Origin of the sequence: Bradyrhizobium sp. Bra78, from assembly GCF_024519855.1 — a bacterium.
Classification (GTDB): Bacteria; Pseudomonadota; Alphaproteobacteria; order Rhizobiales; family Xanthobacteraceae; genus Bradyrhizobium; species Bradyrhizobium japonicum_G.
Window position 1 is genome coordinate 607,156 of sequence record NZ_JALJRE010000003.1, and the last position, 17,736, is coordinate 624,891.

Sequence of the window (17,736 nt, forward strand, 5' to 3'; positions counted from 1 at the left end):
AGTCATAACCGTGGTCGTCATTCCGGGATGCGCCGAAGGCGCAGGCCCGGAATCCATACTCACGATCGTGGTTATGGATTCCGGGCTCGATGCTACGCATCGCCCCGGAATGACGGAAGATTGCTAATCCGCGAACTTCGGGGCGCGCTTTTCGAGATTCGCCCGCACCGCTTCGGTCTGGTTTGCGCTGCCGATCAGCTTCTGCTGCTCGACGGATTCGGCGAGCAGTGCGGGCCCTGGATCGACCGAAAGGTTGTTGAGCAGGCGCTTGGCGGCGCGGATCGCATCGGGGCTCTTGCCGGCGATCTCGCGTGCGACGTCGAGGGCAGTTGCGCGCGGGTCGTCGCAGATGCGCGTGGCGAGGCCATAAGTCATCGCCTCCTGCGCGGAGAAGATGCGCCCCGTATAGGTGAGATCGCGCAAGATGTCGTCGCGCACGAGCGAGGCCAGGATCGGTGTGCCAGCCATATCGGGCACCAGGCCCCATTTGATCTCCATCACCGACATCCGCGCATCTGAGCTGAGAAAGCGCATGTCGGCCCCGAGCGAGAGCTGGAAGCCGCCACCGAAGGCAACGCCGTGGACGGCTGCGATCACCGGCACCGGAAGCCGGCGCCAGCCCCACACCGCCTGCTGCGCAAAATTCGCCTGGCCGTGGGTGCGCGCGGTGAGGTCGCGATTTTCGCCACCCGGAATTCCGTTGCCGCCCTTCTCCTTCATGGCGGCAAAACGCCCCATGTCGAGACCGGCGCAGAAGGCGCGGCCTTCGCCCGACAGCACGACGACGCGCACGCTTTTGTCCTTCGAAAGCCGATCCGTTGCGGCAACAAGGGCCTCGAACATCGCCTGATCCAGCGCATTCATCTTGTCCGCGCGCACCAGGCGCACGTCGGCGACGCCTTCCGAGATCGAGATCGAGACGCGCTCTTCCATGGATGAATTCTCCCCTGGTTCCTGCCTGTTCTTGTTCGGTGCCGCTTTACAGGAGTACGGCGGCCGGATTTAGTCAATCGACCAATTAACTGACAATCCCTACGGGGGAAACACCCATGTTCAAGGAAAATCTTCTGGCCGGCCGGCGCATCCTCGTGACCGGCGGCGGCACCGGGCTCGGCAAGTCGATGGCGGCGCGGTTTCTCCAGCTCGGCGCCGAGGTGCATATCTGCGGCCGGCGCAAGATCGTCTGCGACGAGACCGCGACCGAGCTGATGGACCAGTATGGCGGTCGCGTCAGCAGCCACGGGGTCGACATCCGCAATGCGCTCGCGGTCGAGGAAATGATCGAGACCATCTTCCGCGACGGTCCCCTCACCGACCTCATCAACAACGCCGCCGGCAATTTCATCTCGCGCACCGAAGAGCTGTCGCCGCGCGGCTTCGACGCGGTCGCCAACATCGTGATGCACGGCACGTTCTACGTGACGCACGCGGTCGGCAAGCGCTGGATCGCCTTGAAGCAGCCGGGCAACGTCGTCTCGATCACCACGACCTGGGTGCGCAACGGCTCGCCCTATGTGGTGCCGTCGGCGATGAGCAAGTCGGCGATCCACGCCATGACGATGTCGCTGGCGACCGAATGGGGCCGATACGGCATCCGCCTCAATACCATCGCGCCGGGCGAGATCCCGACCGAGGGCATGAGCAAGCGCATCAAGCCCGGCGATGAAGCCGGCGCGCGCACCAAGGCGATGAACCCGATGGGCCGGGTCGGCACCATGGAGGAGTTGCAGAACGTCGCCGTGTTCCTGATCTCCGGCGGCTGCGACTGGATCTCAGGCGAGACCATCGCCATGGACGGCGCCCAGGCGCTCGCGATGGGCGGCAATTTCTACCAGCTCCGCGACTGGAGTGACGACGACTGGAAAACCGCGCGTGAAAGCATCATGGCGCAGAACGAAAAGGACCGGGCGAAGCGGGGCTAGCTCGCTCTCTCCCGTATTGTCTTTGCCCGCGGATGACGCCACACTCCGCGGCATAAAAACAAAACGCCTACGGGAGAAACATGTCCACCACACAGCCATTGGCGAACCTCGCCGACATGGTGCGCGAGCGCGGCAAGAGCCGCGGCGACGCCATCGCCTACGAGTTCGAAGGGCGCATCACCAGCTTTGCCGAGTTCGACATCAAGACCAACAAGGTCGCGAACGCGCTTCTGGCGGCGGGCGTGAAGAAGGGCGAGCGCATCGCCTATCTCGGCAAGAACAGCGACCTCTATTTCGAGCTGCTGATGGGTGCGATGAAGGCCGGCGTGGTGATGGCGCCGGTGAACTGGCGGCTCGCCGGGCCCGAGGTCGCCTTCATCGTCGCGGATTGCAAGGCACCGGTTCTGTTCGTGGGGCCGGAGTTCATTGCGCAAGTTCGCCAGACCAAGGACCAGTTGCCGGGCGTGCGCACTGTCATCACGACCGAGGGCGGCGCGCCGGAATGGCAGGATTTCACGGCCTGGCGCGAGGCGCAGAGCGGCGATGATCCGAAAGTGCCGATCGACACGAAAGACATCGCGATCCAGCTCTATACATCGGGCACCACCGGCAAGCCGAAGGGCGCGATGCTGTCGCATGCGAACTTCCTCAATCTCGTGCAGACCGGAAACGCCGCGGACAAGCCGGAGTGGAACCGGTGGTCAACCAACGACGTATCGCTGGTGGCGATGCCGATCTTCCATATCGGAGGCTCCGGCTGGGGCGTGATGGGGCTCTATCACGGCGCCCGCGGCGTGATCGCACGCGAGTTCGATCCGACCAAGGTGCTGGATTTCTTCGAGCAGTCGGGCATCACAAAGCTGTTCATGGTGCCGGCGGCGATGCAGTTCGTGGTGCGGCAGCCGCGTGCGAAAACCGTCGACTTCTCGCGGCTGAAATACATGCTCTATGGCGCATCTCCCATTCCGGCCGCGCTGCTGAAGGAGTGCATCGAGATCTTCAAATGCGGTTTTGTGCAGATGTACGGCATGACGGAGACGACCGGGACCATCGTCGCGCTGCCGCCGGAGGATCACGTCGAGGGGCTGGAACGGATGCGTTCGGCCGGCAAGGCGCTGCCGGGCGTCGAGATCGCGATATTGGACGCGGACGGCAAGCCGCTGCCGCCGCGCCAGGTCGGCGAGATCGCGACGCGCTCGGGCTCGAACATGGCAGGCTACTGGAATTTGCCGGAGGCGACCGCATCGACACTGCGCTCCGACGGCTGGCTGCGCACCGGTGACGCCGGCTACATGGACGAGGAAGGCTATCTCTATATCCACGATCGCATCAAGGACATGATCATCTCCGGCGGCGAGAACATCTACCCCGCCGAGGTCGAGAGCGCGCTGTGCGATCACCCTGACGTCGCCGAAGCCGCCGTGATCGGCGTGCCCGATGACAAATGGGGCGAGGCGGTGAAGGCGGTCGTGGTGATGAAGCCGGGCAAGGAGGCGACCGCCACCGACATCATCAACTTCACCCGCGAGCGCATCGCCGGGTTCAAGACGCCGAAGAGCGTGGAGTTCCTGCCGGCGCTGCCGCGCAATCCCTCAGGCAAGATCCTGCGGCGGCAGTTGAGGGAGCCGTATTGGGCGGGGAAGGACCGACGGGTGAATTAGCCGCGACTGCCTCCACATCGTCGTCCCGGGCGCGCGTAGCGCGAGCCCGGGACCCATACCACTAGATCAAGTTTGGCGACGACTCAGAATTGCCAGCTCATACAAAACTTCTCCCTTGGGTTATGGGTCCCCGCCCTTCGCGGGGACGACTCGGAGAGAGATAGCGCGCAATGCCCCTAATGCTTCCCCGGCCCCATATAGCCGAACAGGAACCCCGCCACCTTGCGCATCTGGATCTCCTCGCTGCCTTCGGTGATCCGGTAGCGGCGGTGGTGGCGGTAGATATGCTCGAACGGCTTGTGGCGTGAGTAGCCCATGCCGCCATGGACCTGCATGGCGCGGTCGGCGGATTCGCAGCAGAGGCGGTTTGCCCAGTAGTTGCACATCGAGACGCGGTCGGAGAGCGTGCGCTCGATCTGCTCTTCGTTGAGCTTGTCCATCTCCCAGGCGGTCTTGCGGATCAACAGGCGCAGCATCTCGGCTTGCGTGGCCAGCTCCACCAGCGGGAACTGGATCGCCTGGTTCTCGGCGAGCGCCTTGCCGAACGGCTTTCGTTCGCGCGCGTACTTCACACTCTCGTTGATGCAGTAGACGGCGGCGCCGAGCGAGCTCGCGGCCTGCCTGATGCGGTTCTGATGGACAAAACATTGCGCCAGCGCCAGGCCGCGGCCAACCTCGCCGAACAGCGCATCCTCCGGGACGAACACATCCGTAAAACTGACGCGCGGATGGTCGGTCGGCATGTTGAAGGTCCACATGTACTCTTCAATCTTGACGCCATGGCTCTTGGCCGGCACCAGGAAGCAGGTGATGCCGCGCGCATCGCCGTCATTACCGCTGGTGCGCGCGAACAGCGCGCAGTGCGTGGCGACGTGCATGCCGGTCGTCCACATCTTCTCGCCGTTGATGATCCAGCCCTTGACGTTGTCGCGGGTCGCCGGCACCGCCCGCGTTTCCATGTGGGTCGCATCCGAGCCGTGATTGGGCTCCGTGAGGCCAAAGGTGATGCGATACTTGCCCTTGATCGAGCCGTCGATCATCGCCTTCTGGTCGTCGCGGCCGTAGCGGTCGAGCATCGTCGCGACGGGGAAATTGCCGACGATGGAATGCTCGTTCTGGAGGTCGTTGTGCAGGCCGAGGCCCTTGGCGGCGAAATGCTCGCGGATCACGGCCATCCAGAGGTTGGAGCCGTCCTTGCCGCCATACTGTCTCGAGACCGCAAAGCGCAGATGGCCGGCGGCGTCGGCAAGGTCCTTCGCCTTGCGCAGCAGCGCTTCCCATTCATGGCGCGGCAGGCCGCCGTTCTCGAAATCGGTGCGCGCCCATTCGCGGCGATGATCGAAGAAGCGGATGTTGTCGTCGGCCTGCTCCAGCGGCTTGATCTCGCGTTCGATGAAGCCGTCGAGCTCTCGGAGATAGGCGGCGAGATCGGCAGGCAGTGAAAAATCCACAGGTTCTCTCCCGAATGATTTTATCGTTTTGCGTTAAGGCGCTAGGCGCGTTTTGCTTCGCACGATTAAGGTGAGAAGAGCGCCTTCAAGTCAAGCAATGCGAGGCGTGCCGGCCGCGCAAGGCGCGTTGCGCAATTCGATGGTGCCCAAGCACTGAGGCGCGGTAGTATGCCGCCAATATTCCTTCACGAGAAAATGCGGGAGCGAGCGATGGAGCTGAAATTTTCCAAAGTGGAACGCAAGGGGCCAATCACGATCGTCACGCTGTCGCGGCCCGAGGTCTACAACGCGCTGCACACCGACGCGCATTTCGAGCTCCAAAGGGTCTTCGACGATTTCTCCGCCGATCCCGAGCAGTGGGTCGCGATCGTCACCGGTGCCGGCGACAAGGCGTTCTGCGCCGGCAACGATCTGAAATGGCAGGCGGCGGGCGGAAAGCGCGGCTGGGACAAGGGCGGCTTTGCCGGCCTCACTGCGCGATTCGACTGCGACAAGCCGATCATCGCCGCGGTCAACGGTGTGGCGATGGGCGGCGGCTTCGAGATCGCACTGGCCTGCGACCTGATCATTGCCTCAGAGAATGCGACCTTCGCGCTGCCCGAACCGCGCGTCGGGCTGGCCGCGCTCGCCGGCGGCCTGCACCGGCTGCCGCGCCAGATCGGGCTCAAGCGCGCCATGGGCATGATCCTCACCGCGCGCCATGTCAGCGCCAAAGAGGGCCACGAGCTCGGCTTCGTCAACGAGGTGGTGCCGCAGGGCGAGGCGCTGGCGGGCGCACTGCGCTGGGCGGAGATGATCACCAAGAACTCGCCGATGTCGATCCGGGCTTCGAAGCAGACCATTCAGAAGGGGCTCGGTGTGTCGCTCGAGCAGGCAATTGAAGAGCAGCGGGACTATCCGGCCGTGAAGGCGATGGTGGCGTCGCAGGACTACATCGAGGGCCCGAAGGCATTTTCCGAGAAGCGGCCGCCGAAATGGGTGGGGAAGTAGGAGGTCCCTCCCCTCGTCATTGCGAGCGCAGCGAAACAATCCAGACTGTCTCCGCGGAGCGACTCTGGATTGCTTCGCTGCGCTCGCAATGACGGAGACAGTGGGAACGCTTAGCCGTCTCGCGACAGTTCGCGCTTGTACGATGCGTAGTTCGGCTGATCCACGGCAAGCTTGTCCATCGTGGTCTGCCAGAGATGCTCGGCGAGACCGGTCGTTGCGAGATCTACCTCGCCCTTGGCGATGCGTTCGGCCAGCGCGCGGTTGAGATCGGTGACCGAACCATCACCACCCAGCAGAGCACGCAGTCGCTCCACCTCTTTCGCATCGCTCCCCTGCTCCAGCGTCAGGTGCCGTGTCACGAGATCAAGGATGTTGATGGCCACGCGCAGCTTGAAGGCCTGGTGGCCAGAGACCAGCGGCGCGATGTCATTGCGCAAGAAATCAGCGACCGTCCTGGTCAGCTCGATCGGGGTCGGTTCGTCCTGCATGGTCAACTCCCTCGCGGCGCGAGCAGCCGCAACAGATCGATCTCGGTCTCGCTGGCGCGGCGGCCGATCATGGCGCGCTCCATGGAATGGTCCGGACCCTCGCGAAACCGCTGCATCATGCCGCCGCACATGATGCCCCAGCGCAGCGTGCCCATCACTTCCCAGAACTTTACACGCGCAGGCTCGCATTTGCGGCCCGCGGCTTCGTAGCCCGCGAACAATTCCTCGCGCGAACCAAAGCCGCCGACGGGCTTGTCGATCTCACCAAAACGCCAGGAGTTGACGCAGACCCAGCCGAGATCCTCCATGGGGTCGCCGAGATGGGCGAGCTCCCAATCGAGCACCGCACGGACGCCGTCGGCGCCGATGATGAGATTGCCGTTGCGGAAATCGCCGTGCACCAGCGTCGTCTCGGCGGCGGGACCCGGATCGTGGCCGCGCAGCCAGCGCAGCGCCAGCTCGAACACCGGCTTTGGCCAGTTCAGGCTGCGGTAGTCACGTTCGAACTCGTCGATCTCCTTCGCCGCCGACATGTGCCGCAGCTCGGGCAGCTTGTCCTGCGGCAGCCCGTGCAGCCCCGCTAGCACGCCGCCGATCTGCCGCGCGAGAAGCGGCCGCGCCGCAGCGAACTCGTCGTCGCGCAGGATCTTGCGCGCGATGGTCTCGCCATCGACCCGCTGCATGATGAAGCCGGTGCCGAGATCGTCCTCGGGCACCAGAACATGCATCACCCGCGGCGACGGCAGGCCCGCTTCATAAGCGAGCTGCATCAGCTGCGCTTCGGCCCCAAGCCCTGCCGCGCGCGTCGGCGCCGCGCCATAGCCTTTCGGCGAGCGGCGCAGGATCGCGCCGATCGGCCCATCGGGGTGCACGATATCGAAGCGCCAGGTTTCCTGGCTCGCGCCACCGGACAGTCTTGCAGCTCCGGTAACGCCCGTCGCGCCCGGGCACCAGCGCGCGACGCTGCGGGAGAGTTGCGTCTCGATCATTTGCCCTTGAACTGCGCCGGGCGCTTCTCCAGGAACGCGCCGACGCCTTCGCGAAAGTCCTGCGTGTCGCCGGCACGAAGCTGGCACTGGAATTCGAGATTGAGCTGGTCCTCGAAGGAATTTTCCGGGCTGTCCCAGTAGAGCTTGCGGATCAGCGACAGCGCGACCGTCGGCCCGCTGGCGAGCTCGCGTGCAAGCTTCATCGCCTCCTCCATCAGCACGCCGTCGTCATAGACGCGGTTGACGAGACCCCATTCCAGCGCCTTCTCGGCCGGCAGCCTTTCGCCCATCAGCGACAATTCGATCGAGCGCGCCCGGCCGACGAGCCGCGGCAGCAGCCAGGTCGAGCCGCAATCCGGCACAAGGCCGATGCGGCGGAACGCCTGCAGAAAGTAGGAGGATCGCGCGCACAGGATCATGTCGCCGAGCAGCGCGAAGCTCATGCCAGCGCCCGCGGCCGGTCCGTTGACGGCGGTCACGATCGGGCAGTGCAGATTGCGGATGCGGCGCAGGAAGGGGTGGAAACCGGTCTCGAGCGTCAAGCCGGCCTTGGTCTTCTTCGACTGGTCGTTGCGGCCCTGGAGGTTCGCGCCGGTACAGAACGCACGCCCCGCGCCGGTCAGCACGACGCAGCGCACCTCGTCCTTCCTCTCCTCGATCGCGTCGAGCGCTTGCGCGAGACCGCCGAGCATGTCCACGGAGACCGCGTTCATCACCTCCTGATGGTCGAGCTTGAGGATCGCGACCGAGCCATCGAGATCGAGCGTGACGTGTTTGAACTGCATGGTTTCCTCGTCAGTTGCGGCCAGCGACGTTTCGCAGACCGGAATTGCTTTTGCCGGGGCGCATATTTGATTTTTGGCGCGGTCTTGTCCATGGTGATCGGAGCATAGCAAGCAATCTTGCGCGCAGCGGCTGATGCGACGCATACCAAAAGCAGGACACGCGCCATGGACCTTTTCGACCTCACTGGCCGTGTCGCCGTGATCACCGGTGGCAATGGCGGCATCGGGCTCGGCATCGCGCAGGCGCTAGCCGGCCAGGGTTGCAACGTCTCGATCTGGGGCCGCAATGCTGACAAGAACAAGGCTGCTGCCGCGAGCATGGCAGGCCTCTCCGGCAAGGTCGATACCCGCGTCTGCGACGTCACCGATCCGGCCTCGGTCAATGCCGCAATGAAGGCCACGCTCGACACTTTCGGCCGGGTCGACGGCTGCTTTGCCAATGCCGGCATCGGCGGCGGCGGCCGGCGTTCCTTCATCGAGCGCACCGAGGAAGAATGGCGCACCATGTTCGCGACCAATCTCGACGGCGTGTTCCACGCCTTCCAGGCGGCCGCAAAGCACATGACCGAGCGCGCCAATGCGGGCGATCCCTTCGGCCGGCTGGTTGCGACATCGAGCCTGGCCTCGATCTTCGGCACCGCGCGCAACGAGCACTATGCGGCGACCAAGGCCGCGATCAACGCGCTGGTGCGCGCGCTCGGCGTCGAACTGGCACGCCACGGCGTCACCGCGAATGCGATCCTGCCCGGCTGGATCAAGAGCGACATGACATCAGGCATCATGGCCAACGAAAAGTTTGTCGCCAACGTGATGCCGCGCATTCCGGTGCGGCGCTTCGGCGAGCCCAGCGATTTCGGCGGCATTGCCGTATATCTGATGAGCAAGGCGTCATCGTATCACACCGCGGATACGTTCGTTATCGACGGCGGCTATACGGCGTTTTAAATTCGTAGGGTGGGCAAAGCCGCGCTTGCGGCGTGCCCACCATAAGCAATTGTGGTGGTGGGCACGCTGCGCTTTGCCCACCCTACGATGTCTGATTTCGTAAGCGCAAAAGGGGACGGGCAAATGTTTTCCCATATCATGATCGGCACCAACGACCTCGACAAGGCCAAGACGTTCTATGACACGCTGCTCGGCACGCTCGAGGTGCGGCCGGCCAGGGTCGACGGCCATCGCATCTTCTACATCACCAAGACCGGCGTGTTCTCGGTGACGAAGCCGATCAACGGCGAAGCGGCGACGTGCGCGAATGGCGGCACCATCGGCTTTGCCTGCAACTCGCCGGAGCAGGTCGACAAGTGGCACGCCGCCGGCGTCGCTGCTGGCGGAACGCCGATTGAGAATCCGCCCGGCATCCGCGAGGGCGCGGGGAACAAGCTCTATATCGCCTACTTGCGCGACCTTGACGGCAACAAGATCTGCGCGATGCACCGGATGGCGAGCTGACGCACGACGCGACGGCGTTCAAACAACATTTCAAACGCCCTCGCGAAATTCCATCGCGTGGCATGGCCCGCGCGGGGAAATGCACGCTCGCACTTTTGCCGCGCTGCGACTATTCTGTCGTCCAGCACGATCTCAGCGACCCGGGAGGAACAATGACAAAACACACCTATATTCCCCGCACTACCAATTACACCCTCAACCCCGGCGACGAGCTCAACGACCTCCGCATGTCGGACCAGGTCCGGCCGCTCTACGATCACGTCAGGAAGTTCATCCGCGAAACCGTCGAGCCGATGTCGATCGAGTTCGCCAAGGCCGGCGAGGCCAAGGAAGACCGCTGGAGCTTCACGCCCAAGCAGCTCGAGGTGCTGGAAAAGGCCAAGAACAAAGCCAAGCAGGAAGGCCTCTGGAACTTCTTCCTGCCCGATGACGAGACCGGCCAGGGCCTGAAGAACCTCGACTACGCCTATATCGCCTCCGAGCTCGGCAAGAGCCCGCTGGCCTCCGAGACCATGAACTGCTCGGCGCCGGACACCGGCAACATGGAGGTGCTGGAGCGCGTCGGCACCAAGGAGCAGAAGGAGAAGTGGCTGAAGCCGTTGATGAACGGCGAGATCCGCTCGGCCTATGTCATGACCGAGCCGAACGTCGCCTCTTCCGACGCCAAGAACATCTCGACCACGGCAAAGCTCGTCGGCGACGAATGGGTCATCAACGGCGAGAAGTATTACATCTCCGGCGTCGGCGATCCCCGTTGCAAGATCCTCATCGTGATGGTGAAGACCAATCCGGACGCGGCGCCGAGCAAGCAGCAGTCACAGATCCTGGTGCCGCGCGACACGCCCGGCGTCGAGGTGCTCGGGCCCATGTACGTGTTCGGCCAGGACCACGCCCCGCGCGGCCACATGCACATGCGTTTCAACAATGTGCGCGTGCCCAAGGAGAACATTCTGCTGGGCGAAGGCCGCGGTTTCGAGATCTCGCAGCTCCGCCTCGGCCCGGGCCGCATCCATCACTGCATGCGCACCATCGGCAAAGCGGAGAAAGCGCTCGATCTGATGGTGCAGCGTGGCCTGACCCGCGAAGCTTTCGGCAAGAAGATCGCCCATCTCGGCGGCAACATGCAGATCATCGCGCAAGCGCGCTGCGAGATCGAGGCGATGCGGCTGATGGTGCTGAAGGCCGCCAAGGCGATGGACGTGCTCGGCAACAAGGAGGCCCGCGTCTGGGTGTCCATGGTCAAGGCCATGGTGCCGGAGCGCGCCTGCAAGATCATCGACCAGTCGATCCAGATGCACGGCGCCACCGGCATCTCGCACTGGACCCCGCTCGCGGAGATGTACCAGGACGTACGCCATCTGCGCTTCGCGGATGGTCCGGACGAGGTGCACTGGATGGTGGTGGGACGCCACGAGCTCAGCATGGCGTGAGGTCTCGCCTCTTCCCGCTCGGGAAGAGGCGTAGGGTGGGCAAGGCGCGCTCTTCGCGCGCCGTGCCCACCATCGCGAGATCGCAAGAAGTGGTGGGCACGCTTCGCTTTGCCCACCCTACGAAGTTTCACCTCCACGGAGCCACCATGGATTACGCCGCCAGCGATCTGACGCCACGCGAGCGCTACAAGGTGCTGACGTCCTTCATCCTGCCGCGGCCGATCGCGTGGGTAACCACGGTCGGGCCGACCGGCGTGGTCCACGCCGCCCCCTTCAGCTTCTTCAACGCGTTTTGCGAGGATCCGCCGCTGTGCATGTTCGCGGCGAACCGCAAGCCGAACGGACAGGACAAGGACACCTTCCTCAACATCCAGCGCACCGGTGAGTTCGTGGTCAATATCGCCGACGAACCGCTGGCGAAGGCCATGCACGAGAGCAGCGGCGATTTTCCGCCCGACATCGGCGAGCCCGACTATCTCGGGCTCAAGCTCGCGCCCTCGAGCAAGATCGCGGTGCCGCGGCTCGCCGACACGCCCTGGGCGATGGAGTGCAAGCTCCTGGAAGATGATCGACGTCAACGACGATCGCCGCCTGATCATGGGCGAAGGCATCCACTTCCACATCCGCGACGAGCTGTGGGACGACAAGGCGATGCGGGTGCACATGGACCGCTATCACCCGATCGGCCGCATGTTCGCCGACCGCTACTGCCGCACGGATGATCGCGTGGTGTTTCCGGCGGCCGAAGGCGCGAAGGGGAAGTAGGCGCGTCGCGGCGAAGGCGCGCTCCCTCGCCCCGCAAGCGGGGCGAGATGAAGCGGCACCGCCCTACATCGCGGGCGCGATCTTGTCCTGCGTCTTGGTCTCGAAATCGGACGCATCGTGCCGCTCGTGGAGCTGGCTGGCGGGATCGCCGGAGACGCGGTTGACCATGCGGCCGCGCTTGACGGCCGGGCGCTTGGCGATCTGGTCGGTCCAGCGCTGCACGTGCTTGTAGTCCTGCACGGACAAGAATTCGCCGGCGCCATAGACCAGCCCCTTGGCGAGCGCGCCGTACCAGGGCCACACTGCGATGTCGGCGATGCTATACTCGCTGCCGGCGAGATATTCGTTGTCGGCGAGGCGCCGGTCGAGCACGTCGAGCTGGCGTTTGGTCTCCATCGCGAAACGGTCGATGGCGTATTCGATCTTGGTCGGCGCATAGGCGTAGAAATGGCCGAAGCCGCCGCCGAGATAGGGCGCGCTGCCCATCTGCCAGAACAGCCAGGACATCGCCTCGGTGCGGGTCTTGATGTCCTTGGGCAGGAAGGCGCCGAACTTCTCGGCGAGGTAGAGCAGGATCGAGCCGGACTCGAATATCCTGATCGGCTCAGGGCCGGAGCGGTCCATCAGCGCCGGAATCTTGGAGTTGGGATTGATGTCGACGAAGCCGCTGCCGAACTGGTCGCCATTGCCTATCCTGATCAGCCAAGCGTCGTATTCGGCGCCCTTGTGCCCGAGCGCCAGCAGCTCCTCCAGCATCACGGTGACCTTGACCCCGTTCGGCGTCGCCAGCGAATAGAGCTGGAAGGGGTGCTTGCCGACCGGCAGCTCCTTGTCATGGGTGGGGCCGGCGATCGGGCGGTTGATGCTGGCGAACTGCCCGCCGTTCTCCTTGTTCCAGGTCCAGACCTTGGGCGGCACGTAAGGGGTGTCGGTCATGCGATAGGCTCCGGCGGAAAGATGCGCCTGCATTAATTAGCCCGCGATTGGCTGATGACAAGTCCTGCCGGCTCTGCGTCCGGCGCGGGCCTCAGGCCGGCGTCATGCATCTGGCCTAACCCGTCACCACCCTGCGCGGCTGCTCCGCCCGCTCCATCACGAATCCCTCATAGCCCTTCGCCGCGACCTCGTCGCAGATCCGCCGGTAGACCCCGACTCCGCCGATATAGGGCATGAAGATGCGCGGCTTGCCCGGGATGTTGGCGCCCATGTACCAGGAATTGGCCTGCGGATAGAGCGTGCCATGGGCGACCTCGTTGACATGGGTCACCCATTTCTCCTCGGCATCCCTGCCCGCCTCCATCGTGGCAAGGCCCTGCTTGCGCATGTGGACGAGGCCATCGGCGATCCAGTCGACATGCTGCTCGATCGACACGATCATGTTGGAGAGCACCGAGGGGCTGCCGGGCCCGGTGATGATAAAGAGATTTGGAAAGCCGGCGCTCATCAGCCCAAGATAGGTCTTCGGGCCTTCCGCCCATTTCTGGTTCAGCGCCTGCCCGCCACGGCCGCGAATGTCAATCTTCGCGACGGATCCGGTCATGGCGTCGAAGCCGGTAGCGAGCACGAGTGCGTCGACCTCGTGGTCCTCCTCCGCGACACGGACCGCGTTCGCCGTGATCTCCTGGATCGGATTGGCCTTGATGTCGACCAGCGAGACATTCGGCCGGTTGAAGGTCGCGAAATAGCCGGTATCGATGCAGATGCGCTTTGTGCCGATCGGATGGCTGTCCGGCTGCAGCAGCTTTGCGGCTTCGGGGTCCTTCACGATCTCGGCGATCTTGCCACGGACGAAATTCGCCGCGGTATCGTTCGCGGTGCGGTCGAGGCCGAGATTGTTGTAGGCATACATGAAGGTGAGCCCGCCGCGCTCCCAGCGGGCCTCGTACTTCCGGAGCCTGGCATCGTCGCTGTCGTCGAGCGCGCCGCAGTCCGGCTGCTCGGCGAAAATGCCGTTGCGCGCGACTTCACGGGCGAAGCGGCGGATCTGCGGATAGTTGTCGCGGAACGTGGTGCGCTCCTCGTCGGTCAGCGCGGCATTGCGGGCAGGAATCGAGAAATTGGCCGTGCGCTGAAACACCGTGAGGTGCCTGGCCTGCTCGGCGATGATTGGTGCGGACTGAATCCCCGATGATCCCGTGCCGATCAGGCCGACGCGCAAGCCGGTGAAGTCAACGCCTCCGTGCGGCCAGCTGCCGGTGTGATAGACAGCGCCCTTGAAGGTCTCGAGACCCTCGATGTCCGGCTTGCGCGCATTCGAGAGGCACCCGGTCGCGAGCACGACGAATTGCGCCTGAACCGTTTTGCCGTCGGCTGTCGTCACCGCCCATCGCCTCGCATGCTCGTCGAACACCGCGCGTTCGACGCCGGTGTCGAACTGGATGTCGCGGCGCAGATCAAAACGGTCGGCGACGTGATTGGCGTATTTCAGGATCTCGGGCTGCGGCGCGTAGCGTTCGCTCCAGTCCCATTCCTGCTGCAGCTCGTCCGAGAACGAGTAGGAATACTGCATACTCTCGACATCGCAGCGCGCGCCGGGATAGCGGTTCCAGTACCAGGTGCCGCCGACGCCGCCGCCCCGCTCGTAGACACGCACCGAGAAGCCAAGACCGCGCAAGCGGTGCAACATGTACATGCCGGCGAAACCCGCGCCGACGACGACCACGTCATAGGCTTCCGTGGCCTGGACCGGACTCGCTTGCGCTGACGACATCGGCTGGCGCTCCCTTGTTGTTTTCTGTTGTTGGCACCAGCATTCTCTCAGGTCGGCGAAAGCGCAAGAGGCTTATCGGCGCCTGCTGCCCTGCTTATTTTGCGCGGCGGAACGGCCAGCGTACCGCGCGGCGTCTACACGCAAGATGCTCGGCCGAATCCGGAATGGCATCGCGAGCGGCGATAGGCTAGCGTCGCCTTTGCTTCGCCAGCGCAAGCAACAAGAACGCGAGGCCGCCGGGAGAGAACGATGAAATCGCCAATCTGCGACATGCTGGGCATCGAGTTCCCGCTGCTCGCCTTCAGCCATTGCCGCGATGTCGTCGCCGCCGTCAGCCGCGCCGGCGGCTTTGGTGTGCTCGGCGCGACCGTGCACACGCCCGATACGCTTGAGCGCGAGTTGAAATGGATCGACGAGCACGTCGACGGAAAGCCCTACGGCGTCGACGTGCTGATCCCCGAAAACATCTCGACCGCAGGCGAGAAGGACGTCACGTGGAAGAGCCTGGAGGCGCGCGTGCCGCAGGAGCACCGCGACTACACGCGAGGCCTCCTTAAGAAGTACGACATCGAGCTGACCGCAACCAACGTGGCCGACAACCAGCCGCAGCCATTCGATGCGAAGACGGCGCTGCAACTCCTGGAGGTCTCTTTCAACCATCCGATCCGTTTGATCGCCAATGCGCTGGGCGTACCGCCGAAGGCGATGATCGAGATGGGCAAGACGCATGGCGTGCCGGTTGCCGCGCTCGTCGGCGCCAAGGAGCACGCGCTGCGCCAGGTTGCAGCCGGTGTCGATATCCTCGTCGTGCAGGGCACCGAGGCCGGCGGCCATTGCGGCGAGGTCTCGACCTTGGTGCTGGTGCCGGAGGTGATCAAGGCGATCAAGCCGATCCGCGACGTGCCGGTGCTGGCCGCCGGCGGCATCATGACGGGTCGACAAATGGCGGCCTGCATGGCCATGGGCGCCGCCGGTGCATGGACCGGCTCGGTGTGGCTCGCGACCGTCGAAGCCGAGACCACGGAGATCTTTCGCGAGAAGATGATTGCGGCGTCCTCGCGCGATGCGGTGCGCTCGAAGGGCCGCACCGGGAAGCCGGCGCGGCAGCTTCGCTCGGTTTGGACCGATGCCTGGGACCGCGCGCCGGAAAGTCCCGGCGCGCTGCCGATGCCGCTGCAGAGCATCATCAGCCGCGACGCCTTCAACTCGATCGACCGCGCGGCGGCGAGCGGCAATGCAAGGGCGCGCGATCTCGTGAGTTACTTCGTCGGCCAGGGCGTCGGGTTGATCGACAGCGTGAAGTCGGCCGGTGCCGTGGTGCAGGAGTTCAAGGAAGATTTTGCCGAGGCCGTCGAGCACATGAATGCGCTGGTGGCGGAGTGATCCCTTCTGTCATTGCGAGCGCATCGAAGCAATCCAGAGTCCTTCCGCAGAGGCAGTCTGGATTGCTTCGCTTCGCTCGCAATGACGAAACAACCGATATCGTGAATTGAGGCCATGACCGACAAGACCAATATCCCCGAAGACCGCATCCCCGTCATCGTCGGCATCGGCGAGATCGTCGACCGCCCGAAGGAGATCACCGCGGGCCTCGAGCCGCTCGACCTGCTTGAACAGGCGCTGCGGCGCGCCGAGCAGGATGCCGGCGCAAAGCTGCTCGACGAGGTGCAGTCGCTCGACGTCGTCAACTTCCTGAGCTGGCGCTATCGCGATCCGGAGAAGCTTTTGGCGCAGCGGCTCGGCATTGCGCCTGCGCATTGCTATTACGGCCCGGTCGGCGGCGAGAGCCCGATCCGCTACATCCACGAGGCGGCAAAGCGCGTCGCGCGCGGCGAATGCACGGTGGCCGCGATCTGCGGCGCGGAAGCGCAGTCGACCGCGACCAAGGCGGAGCGCGCAGGCGCGAAGCTGCCATGGACACCGTTTGCCCATGACGTCGAGGAGCCCAAGCGCGGCGCGGCGTTCCAGAAACCGCTGGCCGTGACGCTCGGCGTGTTCCGCCCCGTCACCGTCTATCCCTTCTATGAGGCGGCCTCCTCCGCGCACTGGGGCCAGACGCCGCGCGAAGCGATGGCGGAATCGGGAACGCTGTGGTCGCGCTATTCGGAAGCCGCCGCGCAAAATCCCAATGCCTGGCTGAAGCGGCGCTATGCGCCTGACGAGATCACGACGCCGACCGCGGACAACCGCCTGATCGCGTGGCCCTACAACAAGCTGATGGTGGCCAACCCAAGCGTCAACATGGGCGGTGCGCTGCTGCTGACCAGCCTCGCCAAGGCCCGCGCGGCCGGCATTGCCGAGGACAAGCTCGTCTACCCGCTCGGCGGCGCCTCGGCGGAAGAGCCGCGCGACTATCTGCTGCGCGACCAGTTTTTCGAGAGCCATCCGCAGAACGCCGTCTTGAAGGCTGCGATGGACCTTGCCGGCGGCGACGGCAAGGCGTTCGACGCGATCGAGTTGTACAGCTGCTTCCCGTGCGTGCCCAAGATGGCGCGTCGGACACTGGGCCTATCCGCCGACGTGCAGCCGACCGTGACCGGCGGCCTCACCTTCTTCGGTGCGCCGCTCAACACCTACATGACGCATGCGGCCTGCGCGATGGTGCGGCGCCTGCGCGACGGCGCAAGGCTTGGCCTGCTCTACGGCCAGGGCGGCTTCGTTACCAAGCATCACGCGCTGGTGGTTTCAAAGATGCCGCCGCGTCAGGCGCTGGCGCAGGAGACGAGCGTGCAGGCGGACGCCGACCGCAACAAGCGCGCGGTGCCGGAGTTCGTCACGGACGCCGGCGGCAAGGGTAAGGTCGAGAGCTTTACGGTGCTCTACGGCCGTGGTGGCGATGTCGAGCACGGCGTGGTGATGCTGCGCACCGAAGACGACCGGCGCACGCTGGCGCGGATTCCGGCGAGCGACACGGCGACGCTGGCGCATCTGCTCAATATGGACCGCACGCCGGTCGGCTCGCTCGGAGAGATCGCGATGGCCGCCGATGGCGTTCCGGAGTGGCGGGGGGCGTAGCGCTCGTAGGTGGGCAAAAGGCGCACTTGCGCCGTGCCCACCATGATTTTCGGGATCGCATAGAGTGATGGGCACGCCTCG

At 64.6% G+C, this 17,736-nt stretch carries 15 protein-coding genes and 1 pseudogene; 9 read left to right on the plus strand and 7 right to left on the minus strand.

Annotated features, from left to right (window positions below; translation table 11 throughout):
* Positions 1-123 precede the first annotated feature (123 nt).
* On the minus strand, positions 124-933 hold the full coding sequence (locus tag OC450_RS10145; protein WP_262047792.1) for a crotonase/enoyl-CoA hydratase family protein: 810 nt from the start codon (positions 931-933) through the stop codon (positions 124-126).
* Between the two features lie 116 nt (positions 934-1,049).
* Between OC450_RS10145 and OC450_RS10150 the strand changes: the two genes are divergently transcribed.
* A complete protein-coding gene (locus OC450_RS10150; RefSeq protein WP_211382799.1) occupies positions 1,050-1,922 on the plus strand; it encodes an SDR family oxidoreductase in 873 nt (290 codons plus the stop codon).
* An 80-nt stretch (positions 1,923-2,002) separates the two neighbouring features.
* Positions 2,003-3,583, plus strand: a complete 1,581-nt coding sequence (locus OC450_RS10155) for a fatty acid--CoA ligase (RefSeq protein WP_262047793.1) — start codon at positions 2,003-2,005, stop codon at positions 3,581-3,583.
* A gap of 176 nt (positions 3,584-3,759) precedes the next feature.
* Here OC450_RS10155 and OC450_RS10160 read toward each other — a convergent pair whose 3' ends face one another.
* The gene (locus tag OC450_RS10160) at positions 3,760-5,034 is read right to left on the minus strand and encodes an acyl-CoA dehydrogenase family protein (RefSeq protein WP_256806398.1); all 1,275 of its coding nucleotides are present in this window, start codon (positions 5,032-5,034) and stop codon (positions 3,760-3,762) included.
* A gap of 210 nt (positions 5,035-5,244) precedes the next feature.
* Between OC450_RS10160 and OC450_RS10165 the strand changes: the two genes are divergently transcribed.
* Entirely contained in the window at positions 5,245-6,024 is a 780-nt protein-coding gene (locus tag OC450_RS10165) for an enoyl-CoA hydratase-related protein (protein ID WP_211382796.1), read from the plus strand.
* Positions 6,025-6,134: 110 nt separating this feature from the next.
* Here the strand turns inward: OC450_RS10165 and OC450_RS10170 are convergent, their stop codons facing one another.
* The 3 genes from OC450_RS10170 to OC450_RS10180 are packed head-to-tail and all read right to left on the minus strand — an operon-like array spanning position 6,135 to position 8,286.
* Positions 6,135-6,512 carry a DUF6285 domain-containing protein gene (locus tag OC450_RS10170; RefSeq protein WP_256806399.1) on the minus strand — a complete coding sequence of 126 codons (378 nt, stop codon included), beginning with the start codon at positions 6,510-6,512 and terminating at the stop codon, positions 6,135-6,137.
* A gap of 2 nt (positions 6,513-6,514) precedes the next feature.
* Positions 6,515-7,501: a phosphotransferase family protein gene (locus tag OC450_RS10175; RefSeq protein ID WP_256806400.1), complete on the minus strand. Its 987-nt coding sequence runs from the start codon at positions 7,499-7,501 to the stop codon at positions 6,515-6,517.
* Positions 7,498-8,286, minus strand: a complete 789-nt coding sequence (locus OC450_RS10180; RefSeq protein ID WP_211382793.1) for an enoyl-CoA hydratase/isomerase — start codon at positions 8,284-8,286, stop codon at positions 7,498-7,500. Before OC450_RS10180 ends, OC450_RS10175 begins: the two co-directional genes overlap by 4 nt.
* A 165-nt stretch (positions 8,287-8,451) precedes the next feature.
* On the opposite strand from OC450_RS10180, the gene OC450_RS10185 reads away from it, so the two are divergent.
* The 4 genes and pseudogenes from OC450_RS10185 (at position 8,452) to OC450_RS10200 (ending at position 11,930) form a co-directional block, all read left to right on the plus strand.
* Entirely contained in the window at positions 8,452-9,231 is a 780-nt protein-coding gene (locus OC450_RS10185) for an SDR family NAD(P)-dependent oxidoreductase (protein WP_262047794.1), read from the plus strand.
* Positions 9,232-9,354: 123 nt separating this feature from the next.
* Complete coding sequence (locus OC450_RS10190) at positions 9,355-9,735, plus strand: VOC family protein (protein WP_211382791.1); 381 nt, start codon at positions 9,355-9,357, stop codon at positions 9,733-9,735.
* 152 nt (positions 9,736-9,887) lie between these two features.
* Entirely contained in the window at positions 9,888-11,165 is a 1,278-nt protein-coding gene (locus tag OC450_RS10195) for an acyl-CoA dehydrogenase family protein (protein WP_211382790.1), read from the plus strand.
* 146 nt (positions 11,166-11,311) lie between these two features.
* A pseudogene (locus OC450_RS10200) lies at positions 11,312-11,930 on the plus strand (flavin reductase family protein).
* A gap of 63 nt (positions 11,931-11,993) precedes the next feature.
* Here the strand turns inward: OC450_RS10200 and yghU are convergent.
* Together yghU and OC450_RS10210 are read right to left on the minus strand one after the other, a co-directional pair.
* Positions 11,994-12,866 carry a glutathione-dependent disulfide-bond oxidoreductase gene (gene yghU / locus OC450_RS10205; protein WP_256806402.1) on the minus strand — a complete coding sequence of 291 codons (873 nt, stop codon included), beginning with the start codon at positions 12,864-12,866 and terminating at the stop codon, positions 11,994-11,996.
* A 115-nt stretch (positions 12,867-12,981) separates the two neighbouring features.
* A complete protein-coding gene (locus OC450_RS10210) occupies positions 12,982-14,640 on the minus strand; it encodes a flavin-containing monooxygenase (protein WP_262047795.1) in 1,659 nt (552 codons plus the stop codon).
* A gap of 249 nt (positions 14,641-14,889) precedes the next feature.
* Here OC450_RS10210 and OC450_RS10215 point away from each other — a divergent pair, with 249 nt between their 5' ends.
* Together OC450_RS10215 and OC450_RS10220 are read left to right on the plus strand one after the other, a co-directional pair.
* The gene (locus tag OC450_RS10215; protein WP_262047796.1) at positions 14,890-16,023 is read left to right on the plus strand and encodes a nitronate monooxygenase; all 1,134 of its coding nucleotides are present in this window, start codon (positions 14,890-14,892) and stop codon (positions 16,021-16,023) included.
* A gap of 114 nt (positions 16,024-16,137) precedes the next feature.
* On the plus strand, positions 16,138-17,655 hold the full coding sequence (locus OC450_RS10220) for an acetyl-CoA acetyltransferase (RefSeq protein WP_262047797.1): 1,518 nt from the start codon (positions 16,138-16,140) through the stop codon (positions 17,653-17,655).
* Positions 17,656-17,736: the final 81 nt, after the last annotated feature.

What these genes read in the sequence shown, in the direction of transcription:
- OC450_RS10190 (WP_211382791.1), top strand. Translation starts at nt 9,355, where the DNA reads ATGTTTTCCCATATCATGATCGGCACCAACGACCTCGACAAGGCCAAG.
- OC450_RS10165 (WP_211382796.1), top strand. Translation starts at nt 5,245, where the DNA reads ATGGAGCTGAAATTTTCCAAAGTGGAACGCAAGGGGCCAATCACGATC.
- OC450_RS10210 (WP_262047795.1), bottom strand. Translation starts at nt 14,640, where the DNA reads ATGTCGTCAGCGCAAGCGAGTCCGGTCCAGGCCACGGAAGCCTATGAC.
- OC450_RS10145 (WP_262047792.1), bottom strand. Translation starts at nt 933, where the DNA reads ATGGAAGAGCGCGTCTCGATCTCGATCTCGGAAGGCGTCGCCGACGTG.
- OC450_RS10175 (WP_256806400.1), bottom strand. Translation starts at nt 7,501, where the DNA reads ATGATCGAGACGCAACTCTCCCGCAGCGTCGCGCGCTGGTGCCCGGGC.
- OC450_RS10170 (WP_256806399.1), bottom strand. Translation starts at nt 6,512, where the DNA reads ATGCAGGACGAACCGACCCCGATCGAGCTGACCAGGACGGTCGCTGAT.
- OC450_RS10180 (WP_211382793.1), bottom strand. Translation starts at nt 8,286, where the DNA reads ATGCAGTTCAAACACGTCACGCTCGATCTCGATGGCTCGGTCGCGATC.
- OC450_RS10155 (WP_262047793.1), top strand. Translation starts at nt 2,003, where the DNA reads ATGTCCACCACACAGCCATTGGCGAACCTCGCCGACATGGTGCGCGAG.
- OC450_RS10195 (WP_211382790.1), top strand. Translation starts at nt 9,888, where the DNA reads ATGACAAAACACACCTATATTCCCCGCACTACCAATTACACCCTCAAC.
- OC450_RS10220 (WP_262047797.1), top strand. Translation starts at nt 16,138, where the DNA reads ATGACCGACAAGACCAATATCCCCGAAGACCGCATCCCCGTCATCGTC.
- OC450_RS10185 (WP_262047794.1), top strand. Translation starts at nt 8,452, where the DNA reads ATGGACCTTTTCGACCTCACTGGCCGTGTCGCCGTGATCACCGGTGGC.
- OC450_RS10215 (WP_262047796.1), top strand. Translation starts at nt 14,890, where the DNA reads ATGAAATCGCCAATCTGCGACATGCTGGGCATCGAGTTCCCGCTGCTC.
- yghU (WP_256806402.1), bottom strand. Translation starts at nt 12,866, where the DNA reads ATGACCGACACCCCTTACGTGCCGCCCAAGGTCTGGACCTGGAACAAG.
- OC450_RS10150 (WP_211382799.1), top strand. Translation starts at nt 1,050, where the DNA reads ATGTTCAAGGAAAATCTTCTGGCCGGCCGGCGCATCCTCGTGACCGGC.